The sequence below is a fragment of the Anaeromyxobacter paludicola genome (genome assembly GCF_023169965.1).
GTDB classification, from domain to species: domain Bacteria; phylum Myxococcota; class Myxococcia; order Myxococcales; family Anaeromyxobacteraceae; genus Anaeromyxobacter_B; species Anaeromyxobacter_B paludicola.
This window is the reverse complement of the sequence record NZ_AP025592.1, coordinates 1,461,609-1,484,303: the sequence shown is the minus strand read 5'-3', so window position 1 is coordinate 1,484,303 and position 22,695 is coordinate 1,461,609. Positions and strand designations below refer to the sequence as shown.

The window sequence follows — 22,695 nt, the reverse complement described above, 5'->3', positions numbered from 1 at the left end:
GTCATTATACCCCGCCGCCGCGGCGGCAGGGCTGCTAGCATCGGCGCCTCCCCGGAGCGGAAGAAGGGTGGCGCGTGCCAGTCCAGGTCATCGAGGCGAAGTTCGAGAAGACGGCCACCCGGCGCGAGGAGTGGCCGGAGCCGCCCCTCCCCGAGTTCGCCTTCGTGGGGCGGAGCAACGTCGGCAAGTCGTCGATGCTGAACGCGCTCGCCCGGCAGAAGAAGCTGGCGCGGGTCTCGAACACGCCCGGCCGCACCCAGGCGCTCCAGTTCTTCCTCGTGACCGAGGTGCCCTCCAAGGCGGCGGCGCGCGAGGTGATCCGGTTCTGCGACCTGCCGGGCTACGGCTACGCCAAGGTGTCGAAGTCGGAGCGGGATCGCTGGGCGCGGATGATCGAGGACTACCTGCGGGTGCGCGAGCCGCTCCGGGCGGTGGTGCTCATCGTGGACGGCCGGCACCCGCCGAGCGAGAGCGACCGCGACGCGCTCGCCTTCCTGCGCAGCACCGGCCGCGACGTGCTCGTGGCCGCGACCAAGCTCGACAAGCTCGCCCGCAACCGGCGGCTCCACGCGGTCCGGGAGATCGAGCGGGAGCTCGAGCTGCCGCAGGGGAGCGCGGTGCCGTTCAGCGCCGTCGAGGGCACCGGCACCGACGCCCTCTGGGCGCGCCTCGTCGAGCTGGCGCGAGGCTGACGCTACTGCATCTTGCCCGCGGTCGGGCCAGGGCTGGTCTCCATCCCGATCTGGTGGGCGAACTCGTCCGCGTGCTCGCGGCGGTTGCGCCAGGCCTCGCCCATCTGGGCGCGGATCTCCTCGCCCCGCTTCGGCGCGAAGAGCAGGCCGAGGCCGGCGCCCACCAGCATCCCCACGGCGAACAGGCCGAGCCCGGTGAAGAAGTCGCCGGTGGGCGTGCTGCGCTCGAGCCCCATCATGTCGAGCACGTCGTCGCGGTCCATGTTCCGCAGCTTCTTCAGGCTCTTCCAGTCCATGTTCACGGTCGTTCCCTCCCTCTCGCGCCGCGCCGCGGCGCCCAGGCTCAATCATTCGCATCGAGGCCCGGCGCGGCAGCCTGCTGCCCTGTCAGCACCGTGTGCACGCCGGCGGCCTCGATCGGGCGGGCGGGCGCCGGGCGCCTCGCGGCGGGATCGAGCCGGAGCTGGACCACGAGCGGCAGGTGGTCGCTCGCGGCGCGGGCCTCGCGCGTGTCGAGGACCTCGCTCGCCTCGACGTGGAAGAAGCGGTCCACGTAGGCGCGGTCGAGCCGGAGCACGGGGAACGAGGAGGGGAAGGTGGCCCCTCCGCCGCGCCGGGCGTGCGAGCTGTCGGTGAGCTGGCGGCGCAGCCAGCGCGGCACGGCCGAGCGGCTCGACCAGGCGTTGAAGTCACCGACCAGCACGAGCGGGTGCTGCAGCGCGGTGTCGCGCAGGATGTCGGCCGAGAGGAGCATCGCCGCCTGCCGCCGGCGCTCGCGCCAGTCGAGGCCGAGGTGGCAGTTGAAGAGGTGGAACCCGGCGTCGCCGAGCCGGACGTCGGCCCGCAGGCACCCGCGCGGCTCCCGCCCCCGGACCGAGAGGTCGTAGCTGCGGGTCGAGGCGACGGGCAGGCGCGAGAGGATGCAGTTGCCGTACGGGAAGCCGCGGCGGAGCAGGGTGGGGCCGTAGACCGCCCGGAGCCCGGTGAGCGCGGCGAGCTCGCCCGCCGGGTCGGGGAGGTGGTCCCCGGCGCCGAGCCCCAGCGCCCCCACCTCCTGGAGGCCCACCACGTCGGCGTCGGCCTGGAGGATGACCGACGCGACCCGCTCCGGATCCCAGTCCCCCTGGAGCCCCACCATCCCGTGGACGTTCCAGCTCATCACCTTCACCCGCGCGCCGGTCATGGGGCGTGCTGCTCGCGCGGGGTGAGCGCCGGCGGCCCCGGAGGGCGCCGCGGCCGGCCGGGCGCGGTGCGGTAGGCGGCGGTGAGCAGCCGGTAGAGCGCGTCCGGGTGGCGCACCGCCGGGAAGTCGAACGCGCAGCCCGCCGGGTGGAGCACGAAGGTCTCGATCTCCTCCGGCGCCACGCCGCCGTGCGAGCCGAACTCCCAGGCGTAGGCGACCACCTCGCGCCGCTCGCCGCGCCAGCCGAGGACCACGAGGTCGCCGGAGTCGGGGAGGCGCAGCAGGCCGGCCAGGTAGTCGGCGAGGAGCGCCGGCTCGGGGTGCGGCAGCCGGGCCACGTCGCCCGGCACGGCCAGGTCGAGCTCGCCCTCCCGGCACAGGACGGCGCCGCGCCCGCCGTCGCGGACGGCGACGAGCCCGACGGCGCCGCACTCCCGCAGGGCGGAGAGGATGTCCGGGTGGCGCGCCCGGATCCCCGCCAGCGGAAGGGGATCCCGCTCGCCGGTGAAGTAGACGTGGGCGAGATCGCCGGCCTCCGCGGTGACCACCCGGTCCGACCGGGCGAAGCCGAGCGCGTGGCCGATGAGGCCGCGCTCGGCCCGATCCAGGCCGGCGGCGAGGAGCCGGCGCGGCCGCCGCGGCAGGCGCGCCAGCCAGGTCCGGAGCGCGCGGGTCTGGGCGAGCCTCACCGCCTCCTCGCCGCCGAGCGCGCGCGGCACGTGGACCCCGCCGCCCGCGAGCGCCAGGTACTCCGGCAGCGAGAGCCCGGTGTACGACTCGAAGGGGCGGGTGGCCACGTGGCCGTGGTCGGAGAGGACGAAGACGTCGTAGCGGAGCGCCGGGACCGAGTCCGCGGCCGCGAAGATCGCCTCGAGCGCGGCGTCCATCGAGCCGAGGTGGGCGAGCGCCGCCTCCGACTCCGGGCCGCGCCGGTGCCCGAACTCGTCGAAGCCGAGGAAGTCGCAGAAGATCACCGGCACGCCGCGCGCCACGTCCACGATGATCCCCTGCACCGCCAGCTCGCGCATGAGGGCGCCCACCATGAGCCGGTGGAGCAGGAACCGGGGCTCGTGCTTCCAGCGCCCCAGGCTCGCCGACCAGCGGACGGCGTCCCAGGCGCCGAGCGCGCCCTCCCACGCGAGCCGGCCCCCGACGCGCGCGGCGGTGAGGGTGTGCACGAGGCCGCTCGCGAGCGTGTCCCAGCCGTTGAAGTGGTCGCGGTAGTAGTCGAGGGAGAGCTCGCCGGCGAGGCCGGACAGGCAGAAGTGGGGGAGGGCGGCGTCGCCGGAGAAGATGGAAAAGTAGGAGGTGCCGCCGCGCAGCAGCCCGGGCGCGCCGCGGGAGAGCTCGAGCTCCACCGCGGCGGCGTCGGTGGCGCGGTCCATCCGCACCTCGCGGCCGGAGCGCCGGTCGTACCAGACGAAGCCGGGGACGCTCGGGGCGCGCCCGTAGAGCAGGCCGGCCTGGAAGGCGGGGGTGGACGCCGGGGCGCCGCTGCGGCAGCTCGAGAGCCGGTGGGTGCCGCGGGCGAGGCGGGAGGCCAGGAACGGCATGCGGCCGCTCGCGAGCGCTCCCTCGAGCCGGCGGTGCGAGACGCCGTCGAGCTGGATGAGCAGCAGGCGCCGTCCCCCCTCGAGCGGGCCGGGGCGGACCCGCCCGCGCCGGGCCATGGGCCGGAGCACGTCCCGCATCAGCGGGGCGACCGAGCGGGCGAGGAGCCGCCCCATGCCCAGCCCCGTCGCCGTGGCCCGCTCGCGCACGCGCCCCCCTTCGCGAGAGAAGGCTGTGGACGGGGCCGCCCGCCCGCTACTCCGGCGCGCCGGGCTCGGACCAGCGCACCTCGACGACCGTGAGCTCCACCTCGCCGCCGGGCGGCCGGAACCGGACCGCGTCCCCCTCGCGCTTGCCGAGCAGCGCCCGGCCGAGGGGCGCGTCCACGCTGAGGAGCCCCTGCGAGACGTCGAACTCGTCCGGCCCGACGAGCCGCCAGGTCCGGACCTCGCCCTCCTCGTCCTCCACCGTGACCCAGGCGCCGAAGAAGGCGCGCCCGTTCCCGTTCGGGCGAGGCTCCACCACCGTGAGCTCGTCCATGCGCAGGGAGAGGAAGCGGAGCCGCCGGTCGAGCTCGCGCAGCTTCTGCTTGCCGTACTTGTACTCGGCGTTCTCGCTCCGGTCGCCCAGCGCGGCGGCGGCCTCCACCTCGGCCACGATCCTCGGCCGGAGCACGGTCCAGATCTCCTGCTGCTCCTCGGAGAGCCGCCGGAACCCCTCCGGCGTGATGTAGCGCGGTCTTCTCTGCTCGGTCATCGCGTCGGATCTTGGCAGCCCGGCGGGGGAGAAGCTAGGCTGTCGCGGTGAAGGTCACCGAGCTCCTGCGCTTCGCCCGAGAGCGGGGCGAGCCCATCTTCTCCTTCGAGTTCTTCCCGCCCAAGACGGAGGAGGGGGTCCGTCAGCTCTACGAGACCGTCGAGGCGCTGCGGCCGCTCGGCCCCGCCTTCGTCTCGGTCACCTACGGCGCGGGCGGCTCGACCCGGCAGCGCACCCTCGAGCTCGTCACCCGGCTCAAGCGCGAGACCGAGGTCGAGGCGATGGCGCACGTCACCTGCGTGGGCGCGTCGCGCGAGGAGATCGCCGCGGTGCTCGACGAGGTGGCGGCGGCGGGCGTGCAGAACGTGCTCGCGCTGCGGGGCGATCCGCCCCGGGGCGCGAAGGACTTCCAGCCGCACCCGGACGGCTTCCGCTACGCGAGCGAGCTCGTGGCCTTCATCCGCTCGCAGCCGGAGCGGTGGCGGTTCTGCATCGGCGCCGGCGCCTACCCGGAGGGCCACCCGGAGACGCCCGACCTCGTGAGGGACCTCGCGAACCTCAAGGCGAAGGTGGACGCCGGCGTGGACTTCCTCGTCACCCAGCTCTTCTTCGACAACCAGGCGCACTTCCGGTTCGTGGACCGGGCCCGGGCCGCCGGCATCGGCGTGCCCATCCTGCCCGGCATCATGCCGTTCACCAACGTGGACCAGGCCGAGCGCTTCACGGCCATGTGCGGGGCGGTGATCCCGCAGCCGCTCCGCGCCGCGATGGCGGCCCGGCGCGACGATCCGGACGGCGCCCTCCAGCTCGGGGTGGCCTACGCGAGCCTGCAGTGCGCCGAGCTCCTCCGCCGCGGCGTGCCCGGAATCCACTTCTACACGCTCAACCGCTCGCCCTCCTCCCGCGCCATCGTGGCCGCGCTCCGCGCCAGCGAGCCGTGGCGGCAGGGGGGGTAGGGAGCTCGGCGTCGGGACCTCCTCCGCGCTCCGGACGGCGAACGCAAAGAGGCCCAGGACGGCGGAACCATCCTGGGCCTCGAGTGACCCCACGGGGATTCGAACCCCGGTTACAGCCTTGAAAGGGCCGTGTCCTGGGCCTCTAGACGATGGGGTCTTGAGGGCGCGGGAAACTAGCGAAGGCGGCCCGAGGTGTCAAAGGGGGAGTGGGCGAAGACGAAAAGCCCGGAGCGGCGAACCGCTCCGGGCCTCGGAGTGACCCCACGGGGATTCGAACCCCGGTTGCGACCTCGAGAAAGGCCGAGTCCTGGGCCTCTAGACGATGGGGTCGGGGCCGACCGATCGCTCGGCCGACCCAGGCCCGATATAGCACCTTCCGGCCCTCGGAGGGAGCCCCTCCCGTGCGCCGTCACTACCGTTTTGCGGGAGGCCGGATGGCGCGCGCGATTTCGGGGAAGGTGGTCGTGGTGACGGGGGCGTCGAGCGGAGTGGGGAGGGCCATCGCGCGGGCGTTCGGGGCGGAGGGCGCGAAGGTGGGGCTCATCGCCCGCGGGCGCGAGGGGCTCGCGCACGCCGCGGCCGAGATCGCGCGAGCGGGCGGGGAGGCGCTCCCGCTCGCGCTCGACGTCGCCGACGCCGGCGCGGTGGAGCGCGCCGCCGACGAGGTGGCGGCCCGGTACGGCCGGATCGACGTGTGGGTGAACGACGCCATGGTCTCGGTCTTCTCGCCGGCCTGGGAGATGCGGCCGGAAGAGTACCGGCGCGTCACCGAGGTGAACTACCTCGGCACGGTCCACGGCACCCTCGCCGCGCTCCGCCACATGCGCCGGCGCGACGAGGGCACGATCATCCAGATCGGGTCGGCGCTGGTCTACCGCTCCATCCCGCTGCAGAGCGCCTACTGCGCCAGCAAGGCGGCCATCCGCGGCTTCACCGACTCGCTCCGCTCCGAGCTCCTCCACGACCGGAGCCGGGTGAGGCTCGTCATGCTCCAGCTCCCGGCCGTGAACACGCCGCAGTTCGACGTGGTGCGGACGCGGCTGCCGCGGAGGCCGCAGCCGGTGCCGCCCATCTACCAGCCCGAGGTCATCGCCCGGGCCGCGGTCCACGCGGCGCGCCACCCCGCGCGCGAGCTCTGGATCGCGGTCAGCGCCATCAAGGCGATCGTCGGCCAGCGGCTGGTGCCGGGCTTCGCCGATCGCTACCTCGCCCGGCACGGCTTCGACGCGCAGCAGACCGACGAGCCCGAGCCGCCGAACCGCCCCGACAACGTGGACGCGCCCCTGCCCGGCGACCGCGGGGCGCACGGGCGGTTCGACCGCCGCTCCCGCCGCTTCAGCCTGGAGCTCTGGATGCGGATGCACCCGCTCGCCGCCCTGGCCTCCGCCGCGCTGGCCACGGCCGGCGCGCGGGCGGGGTGGCGGGTGCTGCGGGCGTAGCCTCGCGTCCGCCGCGCGGCCGCTCCGCTTCCCCCGCGGACGCCCGATGGCGCCTCGGCCCGCGCCGGATCGCCACTCCGGGCCGGCCACTCCCTTGCACTCCCGCCGCGCATGACCGCGCCGTCCCCGCGCCGCCTCGCCGCCGCGCTGTCGCTCTCCCTGCTGCTCTCCGCCTGCGGCCCCGCGCCGCGCGAGCCCGCGCCCGGCTCGGAGCGGCTGCGGCTCGTCACCTGGAACGTCCACGACCTCTTCGACGAGTCGGACGACCCGCTCACGCAGGATCCCGTGCCGCGCCCCGACACGGTCGCGCGCAAGCTCGCCAGGGTCGGGGCCGTGCTGGCGCGGCTCGACGCCGACGTGATCGTGCTGCAGGAGGTGGAGAGCCTGGCGCTCCTGGAGCGGCTGGCGCGCGGCCCGCCGCTCGCGGCGCTCGGCTACGTCCACCTCCACCTCACCGAGGGGCGGGATCCGCGCGGCATCGACGTGGCCGTCCTCTCGCGCCGGCCGCTGGCGCGCTGCGTGAGCCACCTCGCGGACCGCGACGCGGCCGGAGCCCACCTCTTCTCCCGCGACCTCTCGGAGGTCCACCTCGCGGTGGCGGGCCGGCCGGTGGTCCTGCTCGCGGCCCACCTGGCCTCCAAGCGCGAGCCGCAGGACGCGCTCCGTGCCGCCCAGGCGGCCCGCGCCGACGCGATCGCGCGGGACCTCCTCAGCGGCCTGCCGGGCGCGCTGGTGGTCGTCGCCGGCGACCTCAACGACCTGCCCGGCTCGGCGCCGCTGCGGCCCCTGCTCGCGGATCCGCTGCTCGCCGACCTGGGCGCGCTCGTCGCGCCGGCCGACGCCTACACCTACACCCCGCCCGCGTACCGCGGTCGGCTCGACTACCTCGTCGCCAGCGCCAACGCGCTCGACTGGCTCGCTCGGGTGGAGGTGGCGGGCGGCGACGACGTCGAGGCCGCCTCGGACCACCGCCCGGTGCTGGCGGAGCTGTGGGTGCCGCCGCCGTGAGGATCAGTGCGGCTCCGCCTCCGGCCCCACCTTCCCCTGGTTGATGTGCTCGGCGAGCTTCCGGTCCATGGTCCGGATGTGGGCCCCGAGCCAGCGCCGGAGGGACCGGATGGTCTCGAGGGTGAGCGGGATGTCGTCCCGGGCGAACTGCTCGCGGAGCGTCCGCAGGTGCTCGAGCAGCTGCCGGTGCTCGTCGGCGTGGGCGTGCAGCTCGGGGTAGGAGTGGAAGCGCATCATGAGCTCCTCGCTCATGAAGTGCATGTTGCTGAAGTCGTCGAGCTGCCGGAGGATGTCCTCCGCCTCCTCGCGCGGCCGTCCCCGCTCCAGCACGTCCTCGAGCGCGTTCACGAGATCGACCTGCAGCTGGTGCTCGCCGTCGATCGGCTCGTTCTTGAGGGCGAGCCGCTCTTCCCAGTGTGGGTGGGGGTGGGGCTGGGGCATCGCGATACCTCCTCGGGGGGGGGAGTCGGTTCCATAACTTCGTCCTCCTCGCTCGGCCGTACCTGCTACGCTCGTCCCCCAAGACGGTCGCGCAGCCCCACCCGCCGCGCCCAGGCCTCACGCCCTACCCAGGAGGACGCCCTCGATGCTCCCCGCGCTGGTAGCCGCCCTTCCCCTCTTCGTCCTGCTCGTCGGACTGCCGCTGCTGATGAAGCCGGCCGTCAAGGTCGCGCCCGTCGCCTGGGCCGTGACCGTGCTCATCGCCATCCTCTACTTCCACCTGCCGCCGGGCGTCACCCTGCTGGCGGCGCTCCAGGGGGCGCTCTTCGGGATCTTCCCGATCATGTACATCCCCTTCGGCGCGCTCGTGGTCTACAACACGCTCAAGGCCACCGGCTGGATGGACAAGATGCAGGGGGCGATGGCGAGCCTCACCATCGACCGCCGCGCCCAGGCGCTCCTCATCGGGTTCGGGTTCGGCGCCTTCCTCGAGGGGATCTGCGGCTTCGGGGCGCCGGTGGCGATCCCGGCGAGCATCCTGGTGGGCCTGGGCTACGAGCCGATGATGGCGGCGCTCGTCTGCCTGGTCGCCAACACCGGCCCGGTGCCGTTCGGCTCGCTCGCCATCCCGACCGTGACCCTCGCCGGGACCACCCAGCTCGACCTGATGCGCCTCTCGCGCATGTCGGGCCGCCTCATGGCGCCGCTCGCCTTCATCATGGCCTTCGCGACGGTGTTCGCGATGTCGCGGGGCAAGGGCGTGAAGGGGGCGCTGCCGGTGATCCTGGTCACCGGCCTGAGCTTCTCGGTGACCCAGCTCCTCGTCTCCAACTTCGTGAGCGCCGAGCTCACCGACGTGGTCGCCTCGCTGGTGTGCCTCTCGGCGACGGCGCTCTACCTCTCGCGCCGGCGCGACGCCCGGCCCTGGCTCTTCCCGGGAGAGGGCGCGGCGGTGGCGAAGCCCAAGGAGTTCCACCCCCGCGAGCTGTTCCTCTCCTGGCTGCCGTACCTCCTGCTCGCCGTGCTCGTCATCGCGGTGAACCTGGAGGGGACGAAGCGCTACTTCAACGGCAGCGCCAAGGGCTGGGAGTGGATGCTGGTCCAGTTCCAGATCTACAACCCGGGCAAGCTCTACAAGTTCACCTGGCTGCAGAGCCCCGGCACCATCATGCTCATCGCCGGCCTGCTCGCCTTCCCGTTCCTCGGGATCCGGCTGCGCACCTTCGGCGAGCAGTTCGGGAAGACGGCGCGCCAGATGGTGCCGTCCTTCGTGGCGGTCGCCTCCATCCTCTCGATCTCCGAGGTGATGAACCTGGCGCTGCCGATCCTCGACCCCAAGACCAAGCTGGCGGTCTGGGGCACGCTGGGGGTGAAGCAGATCTCGATGGTCAACACGATGGCCAACAGCATCGTGAGCGTGGTGAGCGCGCACGTGTACCCGCTGCTGTCGCCGGTGTTCGGCACCATCGGCGTCTTCCTCACCGGCTCCAACACCTCGTCGAACGCCCTCTTCGGCAACCTCCAGAAGCTGACCGCCCACGGGCTCGGGCTCTCCGACGTCCTGATGGCGTCGGGCGGGAACGCCGGCAGCCCGGCGGGGAAGATGATCTCGCCGCAGAGCATCGTCATCGCCGCCGCCGCGGTGGGGCTCCTCAACCAGGAGGGGCGCATCATGCGGCAGACGATCAAGTACACCATCCCGTACCTCGTCATCCTCGGGCTCATGGTGTGGGGCTACGCCTTCCTGTTCCCGCACCTCGTCCCGTAGCCGGAGCGGAGGCCGCCATGCGCGTCGTCGTCGCGCCCGACTCGTACAAGGGGAGCGCCTCCGCGCTCGCCGTCGCGCAGGCGGTGGAGCGGGGGGTCCACGCGGTCTTCCCGGACGCCGAGGTGAGGAAGGTGCCCATCGCCGACGGCGGCGAGGGGACGGTCGAGGCCCTCGTCGTCGCGACCGGCGGCGCGCTGCGGGAGAGCGCGGTGCGGGGGCCGCTCGGCGCGCCGGTGCGGGCGCGCTGGGGCGTGCTCGGGGACGGCGAGACCGCGGTCGTCGAGATGGCCGCCGCCTCGGGCCTCCCCCTCGTGCCGAGGGAGCGGCGCGATCCGCGCGTGACCACCACCTTCGGCACCGGCGAGCTCGTGAAGGCGGCGCTCGACGCCGGGCTCCGCAAGCTCGTGGTCGGCATCGGCGGGAGCGCCACCAACGACGGCGGGACCGGGCTCGCGCGGGCGCTCGGGGCCCGCTTCCTCGACGCCTCCGGCGCGGAGCTCCCGGAGGGCGGGGCGGCGCTGGCCCGGCTCGACCGGATCGACCTCGCCGGGCTCGACCCGCGGCTCGCCTCGGCCGAGCTCCTGGTGGCCTGCGACGTGGACAACCCGCTCATCGGGCCCCGCGGCGCCTCGGCGGTCTACGGGCCGCAGAAGGGCGCCACCCCGGAGATGGTGGCCGAGCTCGACGCGGCGCTCGGCCGCTACGCCGAGGTGGCGAGGGCGGCGACGGGCCGCGACGTGGCCGGGCTGCCCGGCGCCGGCGCCGCGGGCGGGCTCGGGGCCGGGCTCCTCTGGTTCACCCCGGCGCGGCTCAGGCCGGGGGTGGAGATCGTCCTCGAGGCGACCGGGTTCGAGGCGCTCGTGCAGGGCGCCGACCTCGTCGTCACCGGGGAGGGGAGGACCGACTTCCAGACCGCCATGGGCAAGGCGCCGGTGGGCGTGGCCGCGGTGGCGGCGCGGCACGGCGTGCCGGTGATCTGCCTCTCGGGCGGCCTGGGGGACGGCGCCGACGACGTCCTCGCGCGCGGGATCGACGCCCTCGCGAGCATCGTGCCCCAGCCCATGTCGCTCGAGGAGTGCGTGGCGCGCGGGCCTTCGCTCATCGAGGCGGCGGCGGCGCGCGTCTGCCGGCTGCTCCGGGTCGGCGCGGCGCTGCGGCGCTGACCGCCGGGCGGGCCGGCGACGGAGAGAGTGAGGCGCGTGGGACTCGAACCCACAACCACCGGCTTAAAAGGCCGATGCTCTACCATTGAGCTAGCGCCCCAAGTTGTTGAATCTGCGGCCGATTTGTCGGGTTCCGACCGAGTCGAACCCTCGACCGTTACTCCAGTGTAACTAAGTGTACCGGGAAGAGGGGGCTGAACGAGTGGCAGCACCTTCGCCCCAGCTTCCAGTTCGACAGCAAGCAGACCCCGCTCGGAGGGGCCGAAGAGGTCTGCCTTCAGGTGGGCGTAGCGGCGGGTGACCTCGGTCGAGGAGTGGCCGAGCATGAGCGCCAGCTTCTCCATGGACCCGTTCGCCAGGACCCACTGGCTGGCGAACGTGTGCCGCGTGGCTTGATACCACGTGAGGTCGGGCAGCCCACAGGCTTTCAGTGCCTTGGAGATGTGGTTCAGCAGCGTGTGCTCGCGGATGAAGGAGGCCGGTCGCCCCGGACGCCCTCCACGGCCCGCGCAGACCGGCCGGAACATCAGCCCCAGACCACCCGACTGTTCCTTCCATGACCGCAGGACGGGGAGAAGAGCCGTCTGGATAGGCACGACGCGAGCTTCGTCGTCTTTGACTGGCCCCAGCTTCCCGTTGGCAGCCTGACGCCAGACCCGGATGTTCCCTGTGACCAGGTCCACGTCGTCCCAGTGTAGGCCGCGAATCTCGCCGGGACGAAGGCCCGCCAAGGCACCGACCAAGAACATGACCCGGTACGGCTCCGATAGCTTCTCGGCCACCCGCGCGACGTCGCCAAGGCGCTCGATGTACGGCGTGTCCCGGGGGTCGTGGGTCGGGCGGTAGAGCCGCCGGGTGGACCGAGGCAGGCTGCGCACCGGGTTGGCCGACACGAGGCCTCGCTCGACAAGGTCACTGTAGAACGTGGAGAGCAGTCGGATGCAGTGCCCGATGGTGGCCGGGTTGAGATGCTCGGCCAGCTTGGTCTCGACGAAGCGACGGAGGAGGGCGGAGTTGACCTCAGGGGGCCGGCACTGGCCGAGGAAGGGCTTGAGGTGCTTCTTCCAGCGGCAGGCATCGTTGCCGGCAGCGCGGTGCGTGAGCTTGCGTCGCTTGAGCCAGTCCTCAGCCAGGACGGATAGGGTCGGCAGGGTCTTCGGGTCCGGTGGCAGGCCTGCCCTCCCGGCCTTCATGTCCGAGACAATCTTGTCGAGGACTGCCTCAGCCTCATCTCGGGTCAGGTAGCCCTTGTCGAACCGTTGGACCCCGTTCTCTCTCCAGCGAATCCAGAAGTTCCTGGGCCCTCGCTGGATGACCGTCCCCTGCCCATGAGCGCGGCGGCGTTGCTTTCGAGGCACGCTGGGTCTCCCTAGTTGGACTGGGGTTCCCCGGAGGATTCACCCTCGGGCTGGTTCGCCGGCAGCTTAGAAAGCAGCGGCCGAACATCAATCATTCTAGCACGTCGTGCACTGAGAGTCGATGGGGTGGGCGCAGGCCGTAGTGCGTACCTGGCCAAGCCGGCCGCCTGCGCGGTGCGCGTCCGAGACCTGGCGTTGCCCTCGATGTACTGGTCGAGGTCTGCCTGCCGGAACAGCAGCCGGGTTCCATCCTTGACGCAAGGCAGCACTCCCGCCTCGGCACGCTTGTAGACGGTGCCGGTACTGAGGCCGAGGTACTCGGCGGCCTCGCTCACGCTGAGCAGGGGGTCCGAGCGCCGAGTGGGCTGACGTCCGAGAAGCTCGGAGAGACGTGCGGCGAGGTCGTCGATTCTAGCTTCGAGGCGCTCGTCAACGAGTTCACGGAGGTGACGGTCGAGAGAGTACTCAACACAGTGCGGCTGCGCGCTGCGGACGGCCGGACTGGTGTTGTTGTTGGTCGGTGGTGCCATACTAGTCCTGTAACAGAGCACAGAGGACTTCCCGGTCTATGCCCCCGGGGCGGCTTTAGATTCGGCAAGCCAGACCGCTTGTCTTCACGCCGACTGGCTCAAGGCCGGCATGCCGCTCGACCTCAGCGGCAATCTACTGATTGCCATGAAGGCCTTCGATGACGAGACCCGCCGCCGGCTGGCGACGGGATGGAATCCCCATGCCTGCACGGCCCGGGAGTACGCCGCCTCGGTGGGCATCGGCGAGCGTACGCTGCGACTGTGGCGGGCCCGGTACCTGGGCGAGGAACGGTCGGCCGTGCCGCCCCGGCATGCGGGCGTGCCGCTCGACGGCACGGTCGAGGCGCTCCAGGCAAGGCTGGTCGAGTTCGAGGCGCGACTGGATGCTGCACTCGCCGGGTTGGCGGCATGCCGGGCGGCACTGGAGACCTTGGGGTCTTCCCGGTGCGGGCAGGGGGGCAACGTCGATGTCGGAGACGACAGGGAGGACACCGGCACTGCCGCGCTCCCGACCGGCATGGAGGCCGCCATCGCCGCCATGCCTCTCCCGGTCTCCAGCCCTGGCGACATGCTGGGCGGCATGGGGACGGAGCAGGAGGTGCCGAAGCACCACGGTCTCCAGCCGGTGACCGTGAGCGAGCCTTGCTCAGCCGCTCCGGCATGCCGCCCGGCAATCAGCTTGGGAGCCGGCGTGGAGGTGCATCATGAAGAGACCCAGGTTGAGAGAGGCATGCTGACGTCGGAGCCGGTGAAGGTCGCGACCGGCGTGGAGCATCAGGCGGTTCAGGTCAACCCTGAGCCCACCCTGCGCAAGCGGCGATGGTCCTTCTTCGACGACCTCTCGGCGGTGGAGCCGGCGGATGGTGAGCCGGCACAGGCTCTGGAAGAGACTCCAGTGCAGGAGGCGGTAGCCATCGCCGAGTACGGGGTCACCCGTACTGAGCCTGGCCAGGTAGGGCTCTGGACGGGCGGCGGGTTCCTGGGGCGGTTCTGAGCTTCGGGCCGGTGCAGTTCTGGCCTAGACGATGAAATCGGCTGCTATGCGGACCAGTCCTGTCCCCGAGCCTGGCGCCGTGGCTGCTCGCGGCGGCGTCGAGTGTTCGGAAGGCAGTCGCCGGGGAGATGCCCGTACTCGAAGGTAGGCGGAACAAACGTCACCGTCGCTGGCGGTTGACGAGGCGCTTGATGTCTTCAGGCCGACGAGGCTCGGCCATCTGATAGTGGGCAACCCGGTGGCAAGTCGGGCACAGGAGTGCAAGGTCCTGCATCCTCGTCTCCTGGCGTCCAAGGGAGACCCGAATCGTATGGTGCACCTCGAAGACCTTGGAGAAACCGCTGCCATATCGGCCTGCTAGGTCCACGCCGCAGGCGTCACATACAAGAATCCCCTCACGCTCCCGAGCAGCGATGAACTGGGGCCTGACCTGAGAATTGCGTTCGTGCAGGAAGTGCGTGATGAGCCGTCGTTCGCCTTCTGGGTCGAATACCGTCCCCGCCTGGAACCGCACCGCTCCCTTGGCAGCCTCCTCGCTCCAGGGGAAATCATCAAAACCGTCGTGACGCCCTCCTGGCCGGATGAGTGGCATGCTAGGGGCTGGAACAGGGACGGAAGCGCCTCTCCGAACTACTCCCGCCCCACTGCACTCCCACTGGTCTGGGTCTAGGTTGCGCTGCTCGGCATGCACCTGTTCGCCATCCCGATAGACCCGATGACGCGAACAGTTGTTCTCGGGCTCAATCTTGCCGCTGGAATGTTTTCTAATGCCCCGACGACCGAACGCCTTAGGGAAGGGAAGAAAGACGTGCCTCTTCGCTATCTTCGAGCAAGTGGGGCACGTCTTCCATCCTCCGACGGCTTCGTGCCAGTCATGGACAACGTTGCCTCTCGTGTCCAGGAACAGACCATCGGTACCTTTGTTGAGCGGCTCGGGACAGAACGGGCATGGTGCTGACGTCTTTGGCATGCACGGACTCCGGCTCTGGGGACCATTCAGCCTACCCCTACGGCGAGTTCTAGGGGGCCTTCTTCATCAGCCGACTGTCAGGGGGCTGCGGTACCACTACAGCATGGCAAGTAACACGCCCACAGCCCGCCTCGCGCAGGTCGATGCCGTCGAGTGGCTCCGCTCGATGCCGTCCGGCTCGGTGGACCTCATCGTCACCGACCCCGCCTACGAGTCTCTAGAGAAGCACCGCGCCATCGGAACGACAACCCGGCTGAAGCACAGCAAGGCGTCCAGCAACGACTGGTTCTCCATCTTTCCGAACTCCCGGTTCCCCGACCTCTTCAGCGAGGCCTACCGGGTGCTCCGAAAGGACAGGCACTTCTACTTGTTCTGTGACCAGGAGACGGCGTTCGTAGCAAAGCCGCTCGCCGAGGCCGCCGGGTTCAAGTTCTGGAAGCCCCTGGTCTGGGACAAGAAGCGCATCGGGATGGGCTACCACTACCGCTCTCGGTACGAGTTCATCCTGTTCTTCGAGAAGGGCAAGCGGAAGCTGAACGACCTCGGAGTCCCCGACATCATCGAGTGCCCACGCATCTACAACGGCTACCCGACCGAGAAGCCGGTCGAGGTGAGCGAGGTGCTCATCAACCAGAGCACCCAGCCCGGCGAGTTGGTCATCGACCCCTTCATGGGCTCGGGGTCCTCGGGAGTTGCGGCTCTCCGGCTCAAGAGGTCGTTCGCTGGGGCAGACATCTGCGCCGAGGCCTTGGCTGTGGCGACGAAGCGGTTCACGGAAGCCGGAGCGGATGTCGCAGAGTGGAGGCCGACGACCGTCGAGCCCCGGCAGCGTTCGCTGCTCACCGCTGGCTAGGCCAGGGCATCCGAGGTAGGGGCGCCAACGTCCAGTACGGCAGGCCCAGCATCCGGCGGGCGTTCTCACGCAAGGTTCGCCCAGAGGAGGACCAGTGCGCGAAGCGACGGGGACGGTGCTGCGGTACATCGGGGACCAGAACGGAGCGGCCATCGCCCTGCACTTGGACGATGGCTGCCGAGTCAACCTGCTCGTGGCCCCGGCCGTCGTGAACGCTCTGACAGAGAAGTACGCGGTCCCGCAGCCCGACGGCTGCCTGGATATGGCTCCCTTCATCGGGCTGCGCGTCCGGTTCGTGGAGTCCGCCACCGGCATCATCACCAAGCTCAGCCTGGTCGAGTAGGGCTCCCTGTCACGCAAGTCTGCCGGGCCGCCCAGGTCGAGCACCCGAGGGCCTTCGCTACCTCGCGCCAGGAGTGACCCGCCTGACGAAGTTCTTCAACCTCGGCCCGGCTCGGCCCGGCGGCACGCGGTCGGCCGATGTGCTTGCCTGCGGCCCGCGCCTTCGTCATGCCGAGCCGGGTGCGCTCACGGATGAGGTCCCGCTCGAACTCGGCCACCGCCGCGAGCATCGTCAGCATGAGGCGTGACATCGCGTCGCCGCCCGGCCGGATGTCGATGCCCTGGGTGATGGCAAGGAACCGGACACCAGCGGCGTCCAGGTCCCGGATGTTGGCGAGCACGTCGAGCGCCGACCGGCCGAAGCGGTCCAGCTTCCAAACGACCACGGCATCGAGCTTGCCGCGTCGAGCGGCGTCCATGAGCTTCTGGAGGCCGGGGCGGTCGTTCCGCGCCCCGCTGCCCGTCTCCTCCACCTCGAGCACGACCTCGCCGCCCAGGCGGGCGGCGGCACCCTGAAGCTCCTCGCGTGCCAGGGTCGGGTTCTGGTCCAGCGTCGAGACCCGGTGGTACAGGCAGACCCGCATCCTGTTAGGCGTGGTTCCCATCGCGATGGTGTACGGGAAGGGACCCGTTCTCACAAGCCCATGGTCATGGGGCTAAGCACTTGGAACAAGGCGGCTGACCAGGGTCGAGGGCGAGGTCCCTTTTTCACAGCTTGGGTGGCGCTTCATCTCCGCCCAGCACGCCGTGTTCCGCCGCCTCGCTCCCTTCTTCCGGCATGGGCCAGTACGTCCAGAGTCGTCCGGACGTACTGGCCACGAAAAATAGGTGGGTCAGGCAGGAATCTTCACTTCCCCGGGCATCGGCCGGTTGGCGGGCCGCATGGCCAAGAAGCGGTCGATGTTCTCCCGCATGCCCGTGCTACCCCTGATTTCGACCTGGTACCAGACACCGTTGGAGGTCTTCTTGCGCTCCTGGCCCAAAAGCTCGGTGAGGCGCCTGCCAAACCTGGCAGAGGTCCAGAAGGTCTTCGGGTGGTTGTCCCTTTCCAGGAACTCCTTGAATGAATCGAAGACCCTGTGGGCGGTGGTCCACTCCTCGCTGAGTTCGCACTTCGCAGCCAAGAACTCCTCGACCGCGTCCTTCACCCTCATCTCCTCCTGCCGTGCCGCTAGCTGGTCCAGCACGCTCTTGACCGGCGCGGGGCCGTTCTCGTCAACGCTGCTCCAGAGCACTTGGTAGTCGATGGCGTTGACGGCGTTCCAATCGATGGGGTTGGAGCAGTTGACCTGGTGGAACCGGCGAATGCCGGTAGTGTCTACGATGAGGTTCTCAAGAGGTGTGTTGCTCGCTCCGATGAAGGTTGCGCGGTTGGGGCTTGTCTGGCGCAGGTTGCTGCCCAGGACACGCCAGCCCACGTCCGGCTGGCTGATGCGGTTTTTGAACGCGTCGAGGTCTGTCTTGCTGGCCTTGGCCATCTCGTCGAAGAAGACCACGTAGGCCCGGGCGAACCTGAAGGCCTGGCGCTCGTCCGCGACGATGGTGAGGTCACCGGGTTCATCCTTGAACTGCTCTACAAAGGCGAGAAGTTTCCGGATTGCCTCCGACTTGCCGGCCCGCTGTGCTCCGAACAGGATGGGCATGAGGTGGTGCTCCACCGGCATGTCAAAGACCTTGCGCTTCACCTGCCAGATGAAGTGGGCGAGGACGGCCACGTCCAGGGGGTCTTCCTTCCCGGTGAGGGCGCGGACGTAGGAGCGCAGGGTGAAGTCGCCGGTCTCTGGGAGGTGCTTCAGCCGAGCTTGCAGGTCGGCGACGGCGCGGTCCCGGGCGCCAACTGTCCAGACGAAGAAGGCGTCGTCGATGCTCAGCCTCTGCGGGCCTCCGTAGGTGACGCTGTCGAGGACCATGAGTCGGCGCAGCACCTCAGCCTCGACTGCCCGGCCATCCCGCTGGAACTGCTCGGCGCAGTTCCGAAAGACGCAGGTCACGTTGTTCCTGGCCATCCACTCGGCTACCCAAGTGCGAGGGTCGTGCCCGCCCCGCTCCTTCTCGGGCTGCACCACGAACTCTTCGACCCGGCGCAGCGGAACCCCAAGCTCCTGGGAGCACCGCTTCAGAAAGCTCGCCAGGTCGCGCTTCTTCATGAGGTAGCAGGCGAGGCGCACCGCTCGTTGGAGTTCGGTCTCCCGCTGCTGCTCATCCAGGTCTGGCCAGCGCTCGGCCAGGAACGACTCGAGGCACTCGACGACGTTGAACGGCCGCACCGACTCTTCGACCCGCCTGAGAGGGGCTGGCCCCTGCCGCTCCGATTCCGGAAGCGAGGCCAGGAAGTCGTCGAGGCCCTGCTTGCTGCCTTCCGAAGCCGGCTCGAGATAGGCCAGGTGAACGTCGGCCCCCTCCTCCTCCAGCATCTGCGCGAGGCGGATGGCTGCTTGCAGCACCGGCGCCTTCTGGTCGAGGTCCGAGTCGAAGCAGATGATGACCTTGCGCTTCTCCAGGGGCACGTCGGCGAAGTCGGAATGGAGAACTCTCCGGTCCTGGCCGCTTCCCTTGGCCGCCCAGCGGGCTGCCGGGTTGCCGAAGCAGTCCACCCCAGGCGCGCCGATGCATGCCAGCCCTGACTGGATGGCAGCAAGGGTCTTCTTCTCCCCCTCCACCAACCACAGAGGAGTCTCTTCATCGAGAATCTTTGGGCAGAGGTCCGGTAGCTTGTAGAGCTTCTGGCTGGAGCCGCGAGGAGAGAGGTACTTCGGGCCTTCGATGGTCTGCTGCTCAGGGTTCCGACTGTACTGGTGGTCGTGTGAGATGACCCGGTAGCTCGGGCTCGGTCGTGTGGTGCAGTCCGGGCGCAGGCGTACGTACCCGGGGCTCCCAGGGTAGGGGAAGGCCAGCGCCGGGATGTTGGCGTAGGCGTTCTCAGGAAGGTTGGCCAGCCGCAGGAACTCCGCCCGGTCAAGGACGGAGTAGATGCCGGACTTTTCGATAGTGTCAGAGGTGAGACCGCTGGCGGCCAAGTGACTACGGTGCGCTTCTGTAAGTAATTGCATGAGAATTCCTTCGTGCGAGCGGTAGCTCGCGAGTGCTTGTGGGTTCTGTTTGGAAGGGAGAGTTCCTCGACTCCCTTGCATCTACTGTAACAGAAGAAATACCCACTTCCGGACCGGAGCCCGGTCGTTCACCGGCTCAGGTCGGTCACGCGGAGGGGTTGGAACGATTGGATGACTACCCAATCGCCATTATGAAGGGTGATGTGATGGCTGCTTGCAGAACGGCGGTCCGGATAGCTTAGTTCCACTCCCTCCAACCGTTCCGGGTCCAAGTTGGAAGTGCTTGGAGGGAGTGGAACCTTAGCCACCATGACGTCACGTGCTTGAGGCAACGCTACCCGGCCCTCACGGCTGGCTGAGGTCACGCGCCGCCTTGCGGCTCGAGGGACCACCCACGCGCTGTTGTCTACTTGGCGCCGACCAGCATCTCCAGCACCACGTCTGCCGGCCGCTTCATACCAAGGGGGCTGCAAGGCGCCTGGGCGAGCTTCAAGGCGATGTCGGTCAGGGCCTCTGGCTCCCTACCGTAGCCCTCGAAGAGGTAGGCGAAGTCGTTCATTGACCCGAGGACCTGACGGCTCAGGGTCTTGCCGATGCACACGTCTGCCATCTCCATCGTCTCGGCCTCGACGATGGCTGCCGGGGCGCCGAGACGAAGGAGCATGCCGATGGCGGCGGCCGGGAACCTAGTCAGCAGGCTGCTCGCGGGGGCGGCCTGAACGAGCACTGGAAGCAACGACCGCTCGTTGACGAACAGGACAACCTGACCGCGCGGGCGGAAGAGAAGGTTGGCGTACCAGTCGCCGAGCAGCGTGGTCGGCTCGACCTCACTGAGCACCGGCGTCGAGCCCAGGCGGTCGAGGAGCTTCCTGGTGCAGCGTAGGGTGAACACGTGGGAGTAGTAGCACGTGGCCCGGGTGTCGCTTCGCTGGCTTCCAAGAGCCGGGCGAGGTGGAACGGGCGTGCCTCTAGACCCCGTCGTCGCCCAGGGTGGCGAGGGACGCTGAGGCAGCGTTCTCTTCCTTCTTCGTTTCCTCCTCCAGCTTCCACAAGTAGGACTCGATGTGGCCGTCTGGAGTCCTCTTTACTTCCAACAGCCCGAGAACCTCGCCGAGGTTGACGCCCTCCTCCTCGTCCCGTGCCAGTGCCCCGAGCGGCGTGTAGTAGCCCCGAGGCAGCGCGCCGACCGGCAGAAGCGCCTGGAGGGGCCCAGGGTTCCTGAGGGCACGCAGGGCGGAGAATCGAAGGGGGGCGGACGACGGCCAGTTACTTCGGCCGGTTCTTCGCCTGGAAGGTCTCGGCCAAGAACATCGCCACGCTGCCGGCCAGGTTAACAGCCAACGCCGCATGGCGTGGAGCCGGGCGGGTGCGGAGCGGTGACCGTCCATGAGCGTCGCTCAACTTGTTCCGCAGTGTGCCGAGCCCGTTCACCACGCTCTGGCAGCCCCCCAGGATGCGCTTGAAGACCTCCTCGTGATGCTGCTCGGGCGCGAGGTTCAGCGTCTGGGCCGCCGCCCGGTAGAGGTTCGGTAGGTCATCGTCCTCGTCGTACTCGGCCCCCTGCTGGTCGAGGATGTGCTTGCAGGTGGTCTCTAGAAGTGCGCGGGCCGCCGTGATGGCGCCCTCCGGGTCGTCCTCTCGCCGGTCGAGGGCCTTCTGCCAGACTTCGTTGATGTCCGCCGGTGCGAAGGTCTTCAAGGACGAGGTGATGGGCTCGTCGGCAGGCGCGCCCTGCTGCGCCTCCAGGTAGTCCAGCGCCGGTGTGAACTCAGTGCGCAGGAACTCCCGCCGCTCCTGGTAGTGGTTGAACTTCGGCTTGATGAACCCCCAGAAATCGTCCAGCGTGTAGCACGCCGCTACAAAACGGGGGAGCAGTCGCTTCATTGCAGGAACTGCCAGCAGTTCTCTCCGCAGTTTCTTGTACTGGTCCGTGCTCCACGCTCCCCCGGTCGCGCACGAGACCAGGACGTTCCGGAGCGACTCAACCTGGGTCAGTAGTTCCTCGTTCGGACTCATGTCTGGTCCACCTAACCAGCGTTCCTGGACGAACTTGTGCAGGTGCGGGCGCGCCTGTCCGAGCCTTACCTGCCCAACTGCCCGGGTTCAGCCGCAACGTCGACCTGCTGCTCCTGCCATTCCTTGTACGAGATGCCCTGGCCCTTCACCTTCCAGTGCGCTCGGCCGTTCAGCCCAGTCCCGGTGACCACAGCAGCCGCTGCCGAAGGGGAGTCGAAGGTGTAGTCACTGGTGAAGAGGAGGAGTCCGTCAACGCCGGCCTGGAGCACCCCGACATGCTTCAGCCTCTGCCGAAGTGCACGGTAGCTGTCTCCGAGCGAGCCCACTTCCTTCGTCCGCGCCGTCGAGCCTTTCTTCACGATGAACTGGCCGTCCCGGACGATGCACTCCGCTGCGGCGCCGTCCCACGCCAACTCCAACGTCAGCCCACTTGCGCCTGAGCCGTGGAGGTCGGGGGCCAGCACGTCGATGCCGAGGACCGGCAGGAGGAGGCGCACGTTGTCCAGGAAGCTCTCCATGTCAGCAGCATCGGCTTCCGGGAGGTGCCCGCCGCCGGGCTCGACCCCGTTCTCGACGTCGGCGCGCTTCGCTGCCTTCGCTTCCTGCACGAGCTTGGCTTCCAGCCACCGGACGTGAGCCTTGGTCAGGTTCAGGTCCTTTGAGACGAACAAGACCACCCAGTTCCAGAAGTCCTTCTTGCTGTCGTGAGACTGCAACCGGGCCCAGACATCGTCGGCCTCCCCCACGTACACCCTCCATCGCGAGCCGATGGCTTCTGACGGTCCGACCAGGATGTACACACCGGCACGACGCACCTCATCGCGCTTGCCGAGTGCGACCAAGTCGGTCCGGGGGCAGAAAAGCGCAAGACCGGTCCAGTTCCCCACCTCGGCGGTACGCATCCCCTGCGGCGTGCCATCAACGAGGAACAGCCTCACAGAACGACCCGGCATGCTTGGTCACCTCCTCAACCCGCCATCCGGGCGGCTCCGCACCAACGCCTGACTGCGTCGGCCTTGAACGACATCGCCATGTCGAGTGCGGCCAGCGTGGTCAGCACCTCCTCCACGTCGGCCCCCTTGGCCCCCTTGAACGTCTTGGCCACCTCGATGGTGGCGAAGGACGAAGTGCCCTGAACCAGCGCGGAGGGACCATGTCCATCGGTGGGTGATACTACCCGTATCGGACCTCCCGGAGCGACTTGGCCTTCGCCGGGATGAAGTCCAGGGCTGGTCCTCGGCCGCTGATGGCCGTCAACGACGCTGAGGCCAGAACTTGGTAGACGTTGCTCAACCATCGAGACGGGGCGAGCGGAGCGGCGCCATGACCCCCACCAACAGCCACGAGCACCGTGGCGATGTGGTTCAGCCGCTAGCGATGGAGACGCCGATGACCCCCAGCACCAGCAGCAGACCGTAGTCCCGGGCCACCAGGCTCGGTGCTCGTCAACGTCCAACGCTCGGGCCTTGGTCCGGGCACGGGGTGGTGCATGGCCGTGTGGAGAATCCAGACCGATTCGGAGCAGGACCTCGTCCGGTTGACGTACCTGGTGCAGGGTCAGCCGCCGCAAGAGTGCGGCCGTGGTGGCCTCGCGCTGCTCCGGGACCTGGAAGCCTGGGTCTGTG

General features: G+C 69.7%; 23 protein-coding genes, 3 tRNA genes and 1 pseudogene. 10 read left to right on the top strand and 17 right to left on the bottom strand.

Annotated features, from left to right (window positions below; all coding sequences use genetic code 11):
• Positions 1 to 74 precede the first annotated feature (74 nt).
• Entirely contained in the window at positions 75 to 692 is a 618-nt protein-coding gene (gene yihA / locus AMPC_RS06975; RefSeq protein ID WP_248345425.1) for a ribosome biogenesis GTP-binding protein YihA/YsxC, read from the top strand.
• A 2-nt stretch (positions 693 to 694) separates the two neighbouring features.
• Here yihA and AMPC_RS06970 read toward each other — a convergent pair whose 3' ends face one another.
• The 4 genes from AMPC_RS06970 to greB are packed head-to-tail and all read right to left on the bottom strand — an operon-like array spanning position 695 to position 4,182.
• A complete protein-coding gene (locus AMPC_RS06970; protein WP_248346273.1) occupies positions 695 to 988 on the bottom strand; it encodes a YtxH domain-containing protein in 294 nt (97 codons plus the stop codon).
• A gap of 47 nt (positions 989 to 1,035) precedes the next feature.
• Positions 1,036 to 1,875 (bottom strand): endonuclease/exonuclease/phosphatase family protein, encoded by an 840-nt coding sequence (locus tag AMPC_RS06965; RefSeq protein WP_248345424.1) that lies wholly within the window; start codon positions 1,873 to 1,875, stop codon positions 1,036 to 1,038.
• On the bottom strand, positions 1,872 to 3,635 hold the full coding sequence (locus AMPC_RS06960) for an alkaline phosphatase family protein (RefSeq protein ID WP_248345423.1): 1,764 nt from the start codon (positions 3,633 to 3,635) through the stop codon (positions 1,872 to 1,874). Before AMPC_RS06960 ends, AMPC_RS06965 begins: the two co-directional genes overlap by 4 nt.
• Before the next feature lie 46 nt (positions 3,636 to 3,681).
• Positions 3,682 to 4,182, bottom strand: coding sequence for a transcription elongation factor GreB (greB, locus tag AMPC_RS06955; RefSeq protein WP_248345422.1), 501 nt, complete (start codon positions 4,180 to 4,182; stop codon positions 3,682 to 3,684).
• 47 nt (positions 4,183 to 4,229) lie between these two features.
• On the opposite strand from greB, the gene metF reads away from it, so the two are divergent.
• Complete coding sequence (gene metF / locus AMPC_RS06950) at positions 4,230 to 5,138, top strand: methylenetetrahydrofolate reductase [NAD(P)H] (RefSeq protein ID WP_248345421.1); 909 nt, start codon at positions 4,230 to 4,232, stop codon at positions 5,136 to 5,138.
• Between the two features lie 84 nt (positions 5,139 to 5,222).
• Here the strand turns inward: metF and AMPC_RS06945 are convergent.
• Positions 5,223 to 5,295 (bottom strand) — tRNA-Glu (locus AMPC_RS06945).
• 99 nt (positions 5,296 to 5,394) lie between these two features.
• Positions 5,395 to 5,468 (bottom strand) — tRNA-Arg (locus AMPC_RS06940).
• 104 nt (positions 5,469 to 5,572) lie between these two features.
• Here AMPC_RS06940 and AMPC_RS06935 point away from each other — a divergent pair.
• Both AMPC_RS06935 and AMPC_RS06930 read left to right on the top strand, forming a co-directional pair.
• The gene (locus AMPC_RS06935; RefSeq protein ID WP_248345420.1) at positions 5,573 to 6,577 is read left to right on the top strand and encodes an SDR family oxidoreductase; all 1,005 of its coding nucleotides are present in this window, start codon (positions 5,573 to 5,575) and stop codon (positions 6,575 to 6,577) included.
• Positions 6,578 to 6,688: 111 nt separating this feature from the next.
• Positions 6,689 to 7,585, top strand: coding sequence for an endonuclease/exonuclease/phosphatase family protein (locus AMPC_RS06930; protein WP_248345419.1), 897 nt, complete (start codon positions 6,689 to 6,691; stop codon positions 7,583 to 7,585).
• 3 nt (positions 7,586 to 7,588) lie between these two features.
• On the opposite strand, the gene AMPC_RS06925 is transcribed toward AMPC_RS06930, so the two are convergent.
• Positions 7,589 to 8,026 (bottom strand): bacteriohemerythrin, encoded by a 438-nt coding sequence (locus tag AMPC_RS06925; RefSeq protein WP_248345418.1) that lies wholly within the window; start codon positions 8,024 to 8,026, stop codon positions 7,589 to 7,591.
• Positions 8,027 to 8,171: 145 nt separating this feature from the next.
• On the opposite strand from AMPC_RS06925, the gene AMPC_RS06920 reads away from it, so the two are divergent.
• Positions 8,172 to 9,794 carry an L-lactate permease gene (locus AMPC_RS06920; protein WP_248345417.1) on the top strand — a complete coding sequence of 541 codons (1,623 nt, stop codon included), beginning with the start codon at positions 8,172 to 8,174 and terminating at the stop codon, positions 9,792 to 9,794.
• A 17-nt stretch (positions 9,795 to 9,811) separates the two neighbouring features.
• Complete coding sequence (locus tag AMPC_RS06915) at positions 9,812 to 10,957, top strand: glycerate kinase (protein WP_248345416.1); 1,146 nt, start codon at positions 9,812 to 9,814, stop codon at positions 10,955 to 10,957.
• A 28-nt stretch (positions 10,958 to 10,985) separates the two neighbouring features.
• Here the strand turns inward: AMPC_RS06915 and AMPC_RS06910 are convergent.
• The 3 genes and pseudogenes from AMPC_RS06910 to AMPC_RS06905 all read right to left on the bottom strand — a co-directional run bounded on the left by AMPC_RS06910 (position 10,986) and on the right by AMPC_RS06905 (position 12,845).
• Positions 10,986 to 11,057 (bottom strand) — tRNA-Lys (locus AMPC_RS06910).
• A gap of 235 nt (positions 11,058 to 11,292) precedes the next feature.
• Positions 11,293 to 11,706 (bottom strand): annotated as a pseudogene (locus AMPC_RS20570) (tyrosine-type recombinase/integrase); the annotation flags it as partial.
• A gap of 620 nt (positions 11,707 to 12,326) precedes the next feature.
• Positions 12,327 to 12,845, bottom strand: a complete 519-nt coding sequence (locus tag AMPC_RS06905; protein ID WP_248345415.1) for a helix-turn-helix domain-containing protein — start codon at positions 12,843 to 12,845, stop codon at positions 12,327 to 12,329.
• A gap of 109 nt (positions 12,846 to 12,954) precedes the next feature.
• On the opposite strand from AMPC_RS06905, the gene AMPC_RS06900 reads away from it, so the two are divergent.
• Positions 12,955 to 13,839, top strand: a complete 885-nt coding sequence (locus AMPC_RS06900) for a hypothetical protein (protein ID WP_248345414.1) — start codon at positions 12,955 to 12,957, stop codon at positions 13,837 to 13,839.
• A gap of 160 nt (positions 13,840 to 13,999) precedes the next feature.
• Here AMPC_RS06900 and AMPC_RS20565 read toward each other — a convergent pair whose 3' ends face one another.
• Complete coding sequence (locus AMPC_RS20565) at positions 14,000 to 14,431, bottom strand: HNH endonuclease (protein ID WP_404800635.1); 432 nt, start codon at positions 14,429 to 14,431, stop codon at positions 14,000 to 14,002.
• Between the two features lie 93 nt (positions 14,432 to 14,524).
• On the opposite strand from AMPC_RS20565, the gene AMPC_RS06895 reads away from it, so the two are divergent.
• The 3 genes from AMPC_RS06895 (at position 14,525) to AMPC_RS06885 (ending at position 16,005) form a co-directional block, all read left to right on the top strand.
• Positions 14,525 to 14,797, top strand: coding sequence for a hypothetical protein (locus AMPC_RS06895; protein WP_248345413.1), 273 nt, complete (start codon positions 14,525 to 14,527; stop codon positions 14,795 to 14,797).
• 115 nt (positions 14,798 to 14,912) lie between these two features.
• Positions 14,913 to 15,662, top strand: a complete 750-nt coding sequence (locus AMPC_RS06890) for a DNA-methyltransferase (RefSeq protein ID WP_248345412.1) — start codon at positions 14,913 to 14,915, stop codon at positions 15,660 to 15,662.
• Positions 15,663 to 15,756: 94 nt separating this feature from the next.
• Positions 15,757 to 16,005 carry a hypothetical protein gene (locus tag AMPC_RS06885; RefSeq protein WP_248345411.1) on the top strand — a complete coding sequence of 83 codons (249 nt, stop codon included), beginning with the start codon at positions 15,757 to 15,759 and terminating at the stop codon, positions 16,003 to 16,005.
• Here the strand turns inward: AMPC_RS06885 and AMPC_RS06880 are convergent.
• The 6 genes from AMPC_RS06880 to AMPC_RS06855 all read right to left on the bottom strand — a co-directional run bounded on the left by AMPC_RS06880 (position 15,989) and on the right by AMPC_RS06855 (position 22,175).
• On the bottom strand, positions 15,989 to 16,588 hold the full coding sequence (locus tag AMPC_RS06880) for a recombinase family protein (RefSeq protein ID WP_248345410.1): 600 nt from the start codon (positions 16,586 to 16,588) through the stop codon (positions 15,989 to 15,991). The two genes, AMPC_RS06885 and AMPC_RS06880, sit on opposite strands and share 17 nt — an antisense overlap.
• A 249-nt stretch (positions 16,589 to 16,837) precedes the next feature.
• Positions 16,838 to 19,021, bottom strand: coding sequence for a DUF3854 domain-containing protein (locus tag AMPC_RS06875; protein ID WP_248345409.1), 2,184 nt, complete (start codon positions 19,019 to 19,021; stop codon positions 16,838 to 16,840).
• 439 nt (positions 19,022 to 19,460) lie between these two features.
• A complete protein-coding gene (locus tag AMPC_RS06870; RefSeq protein WP_248345408.1) occupies positions 19,461 to 19,946 on the bottom strand; it encodes a DUF6933 domain-containing protein in 486 nt (161 codons plus the stop codon).
• Between the two features lie 374 nt (positions 19,947 to 20,320).
• Positions 20,321 to 21,070 (bottom strand): abortive infection family protein, encoded by a 750-nt coding sequence (locus AMPC_RS06865; RefSeq protein ID WP_248345407.1) that lies wholly within the window; start codon positions 21,068 to 21,070, stop codon positions 20,321 to 20,323.
• 65 nt (positions 21,071 to 21,135) lie between these two features.
• The gene (locus tag AMPC_RS06860; protein WP_248345406.1) at positions 21,136 to 22,008 is read right to left on the bottom strand and encodes a GIY-YIG nuclease family protein; all 873 of its coding nucleotides are present in this window, start codon (positions 22,006 to 22,008) and stop codon (positions 21,136 to 21,138) included.
• Positions 22,009 to 22,037: 29 nt separating this feature from the next.
• Positions 22,038 to 22,175: a hypothetical protein gene (locus AMPC_RS06855; RefSeq protein WP_248345405.1), complete on the bottom strand. Its 138-nt coding sequence runs from the start codon at positions 22,173 to 22,175 to the stop codon at positions 22,038 to 22,040.
• Between the last annotated feature and the right edge of the window lie 520 nt (positions 22,176 to 22,695).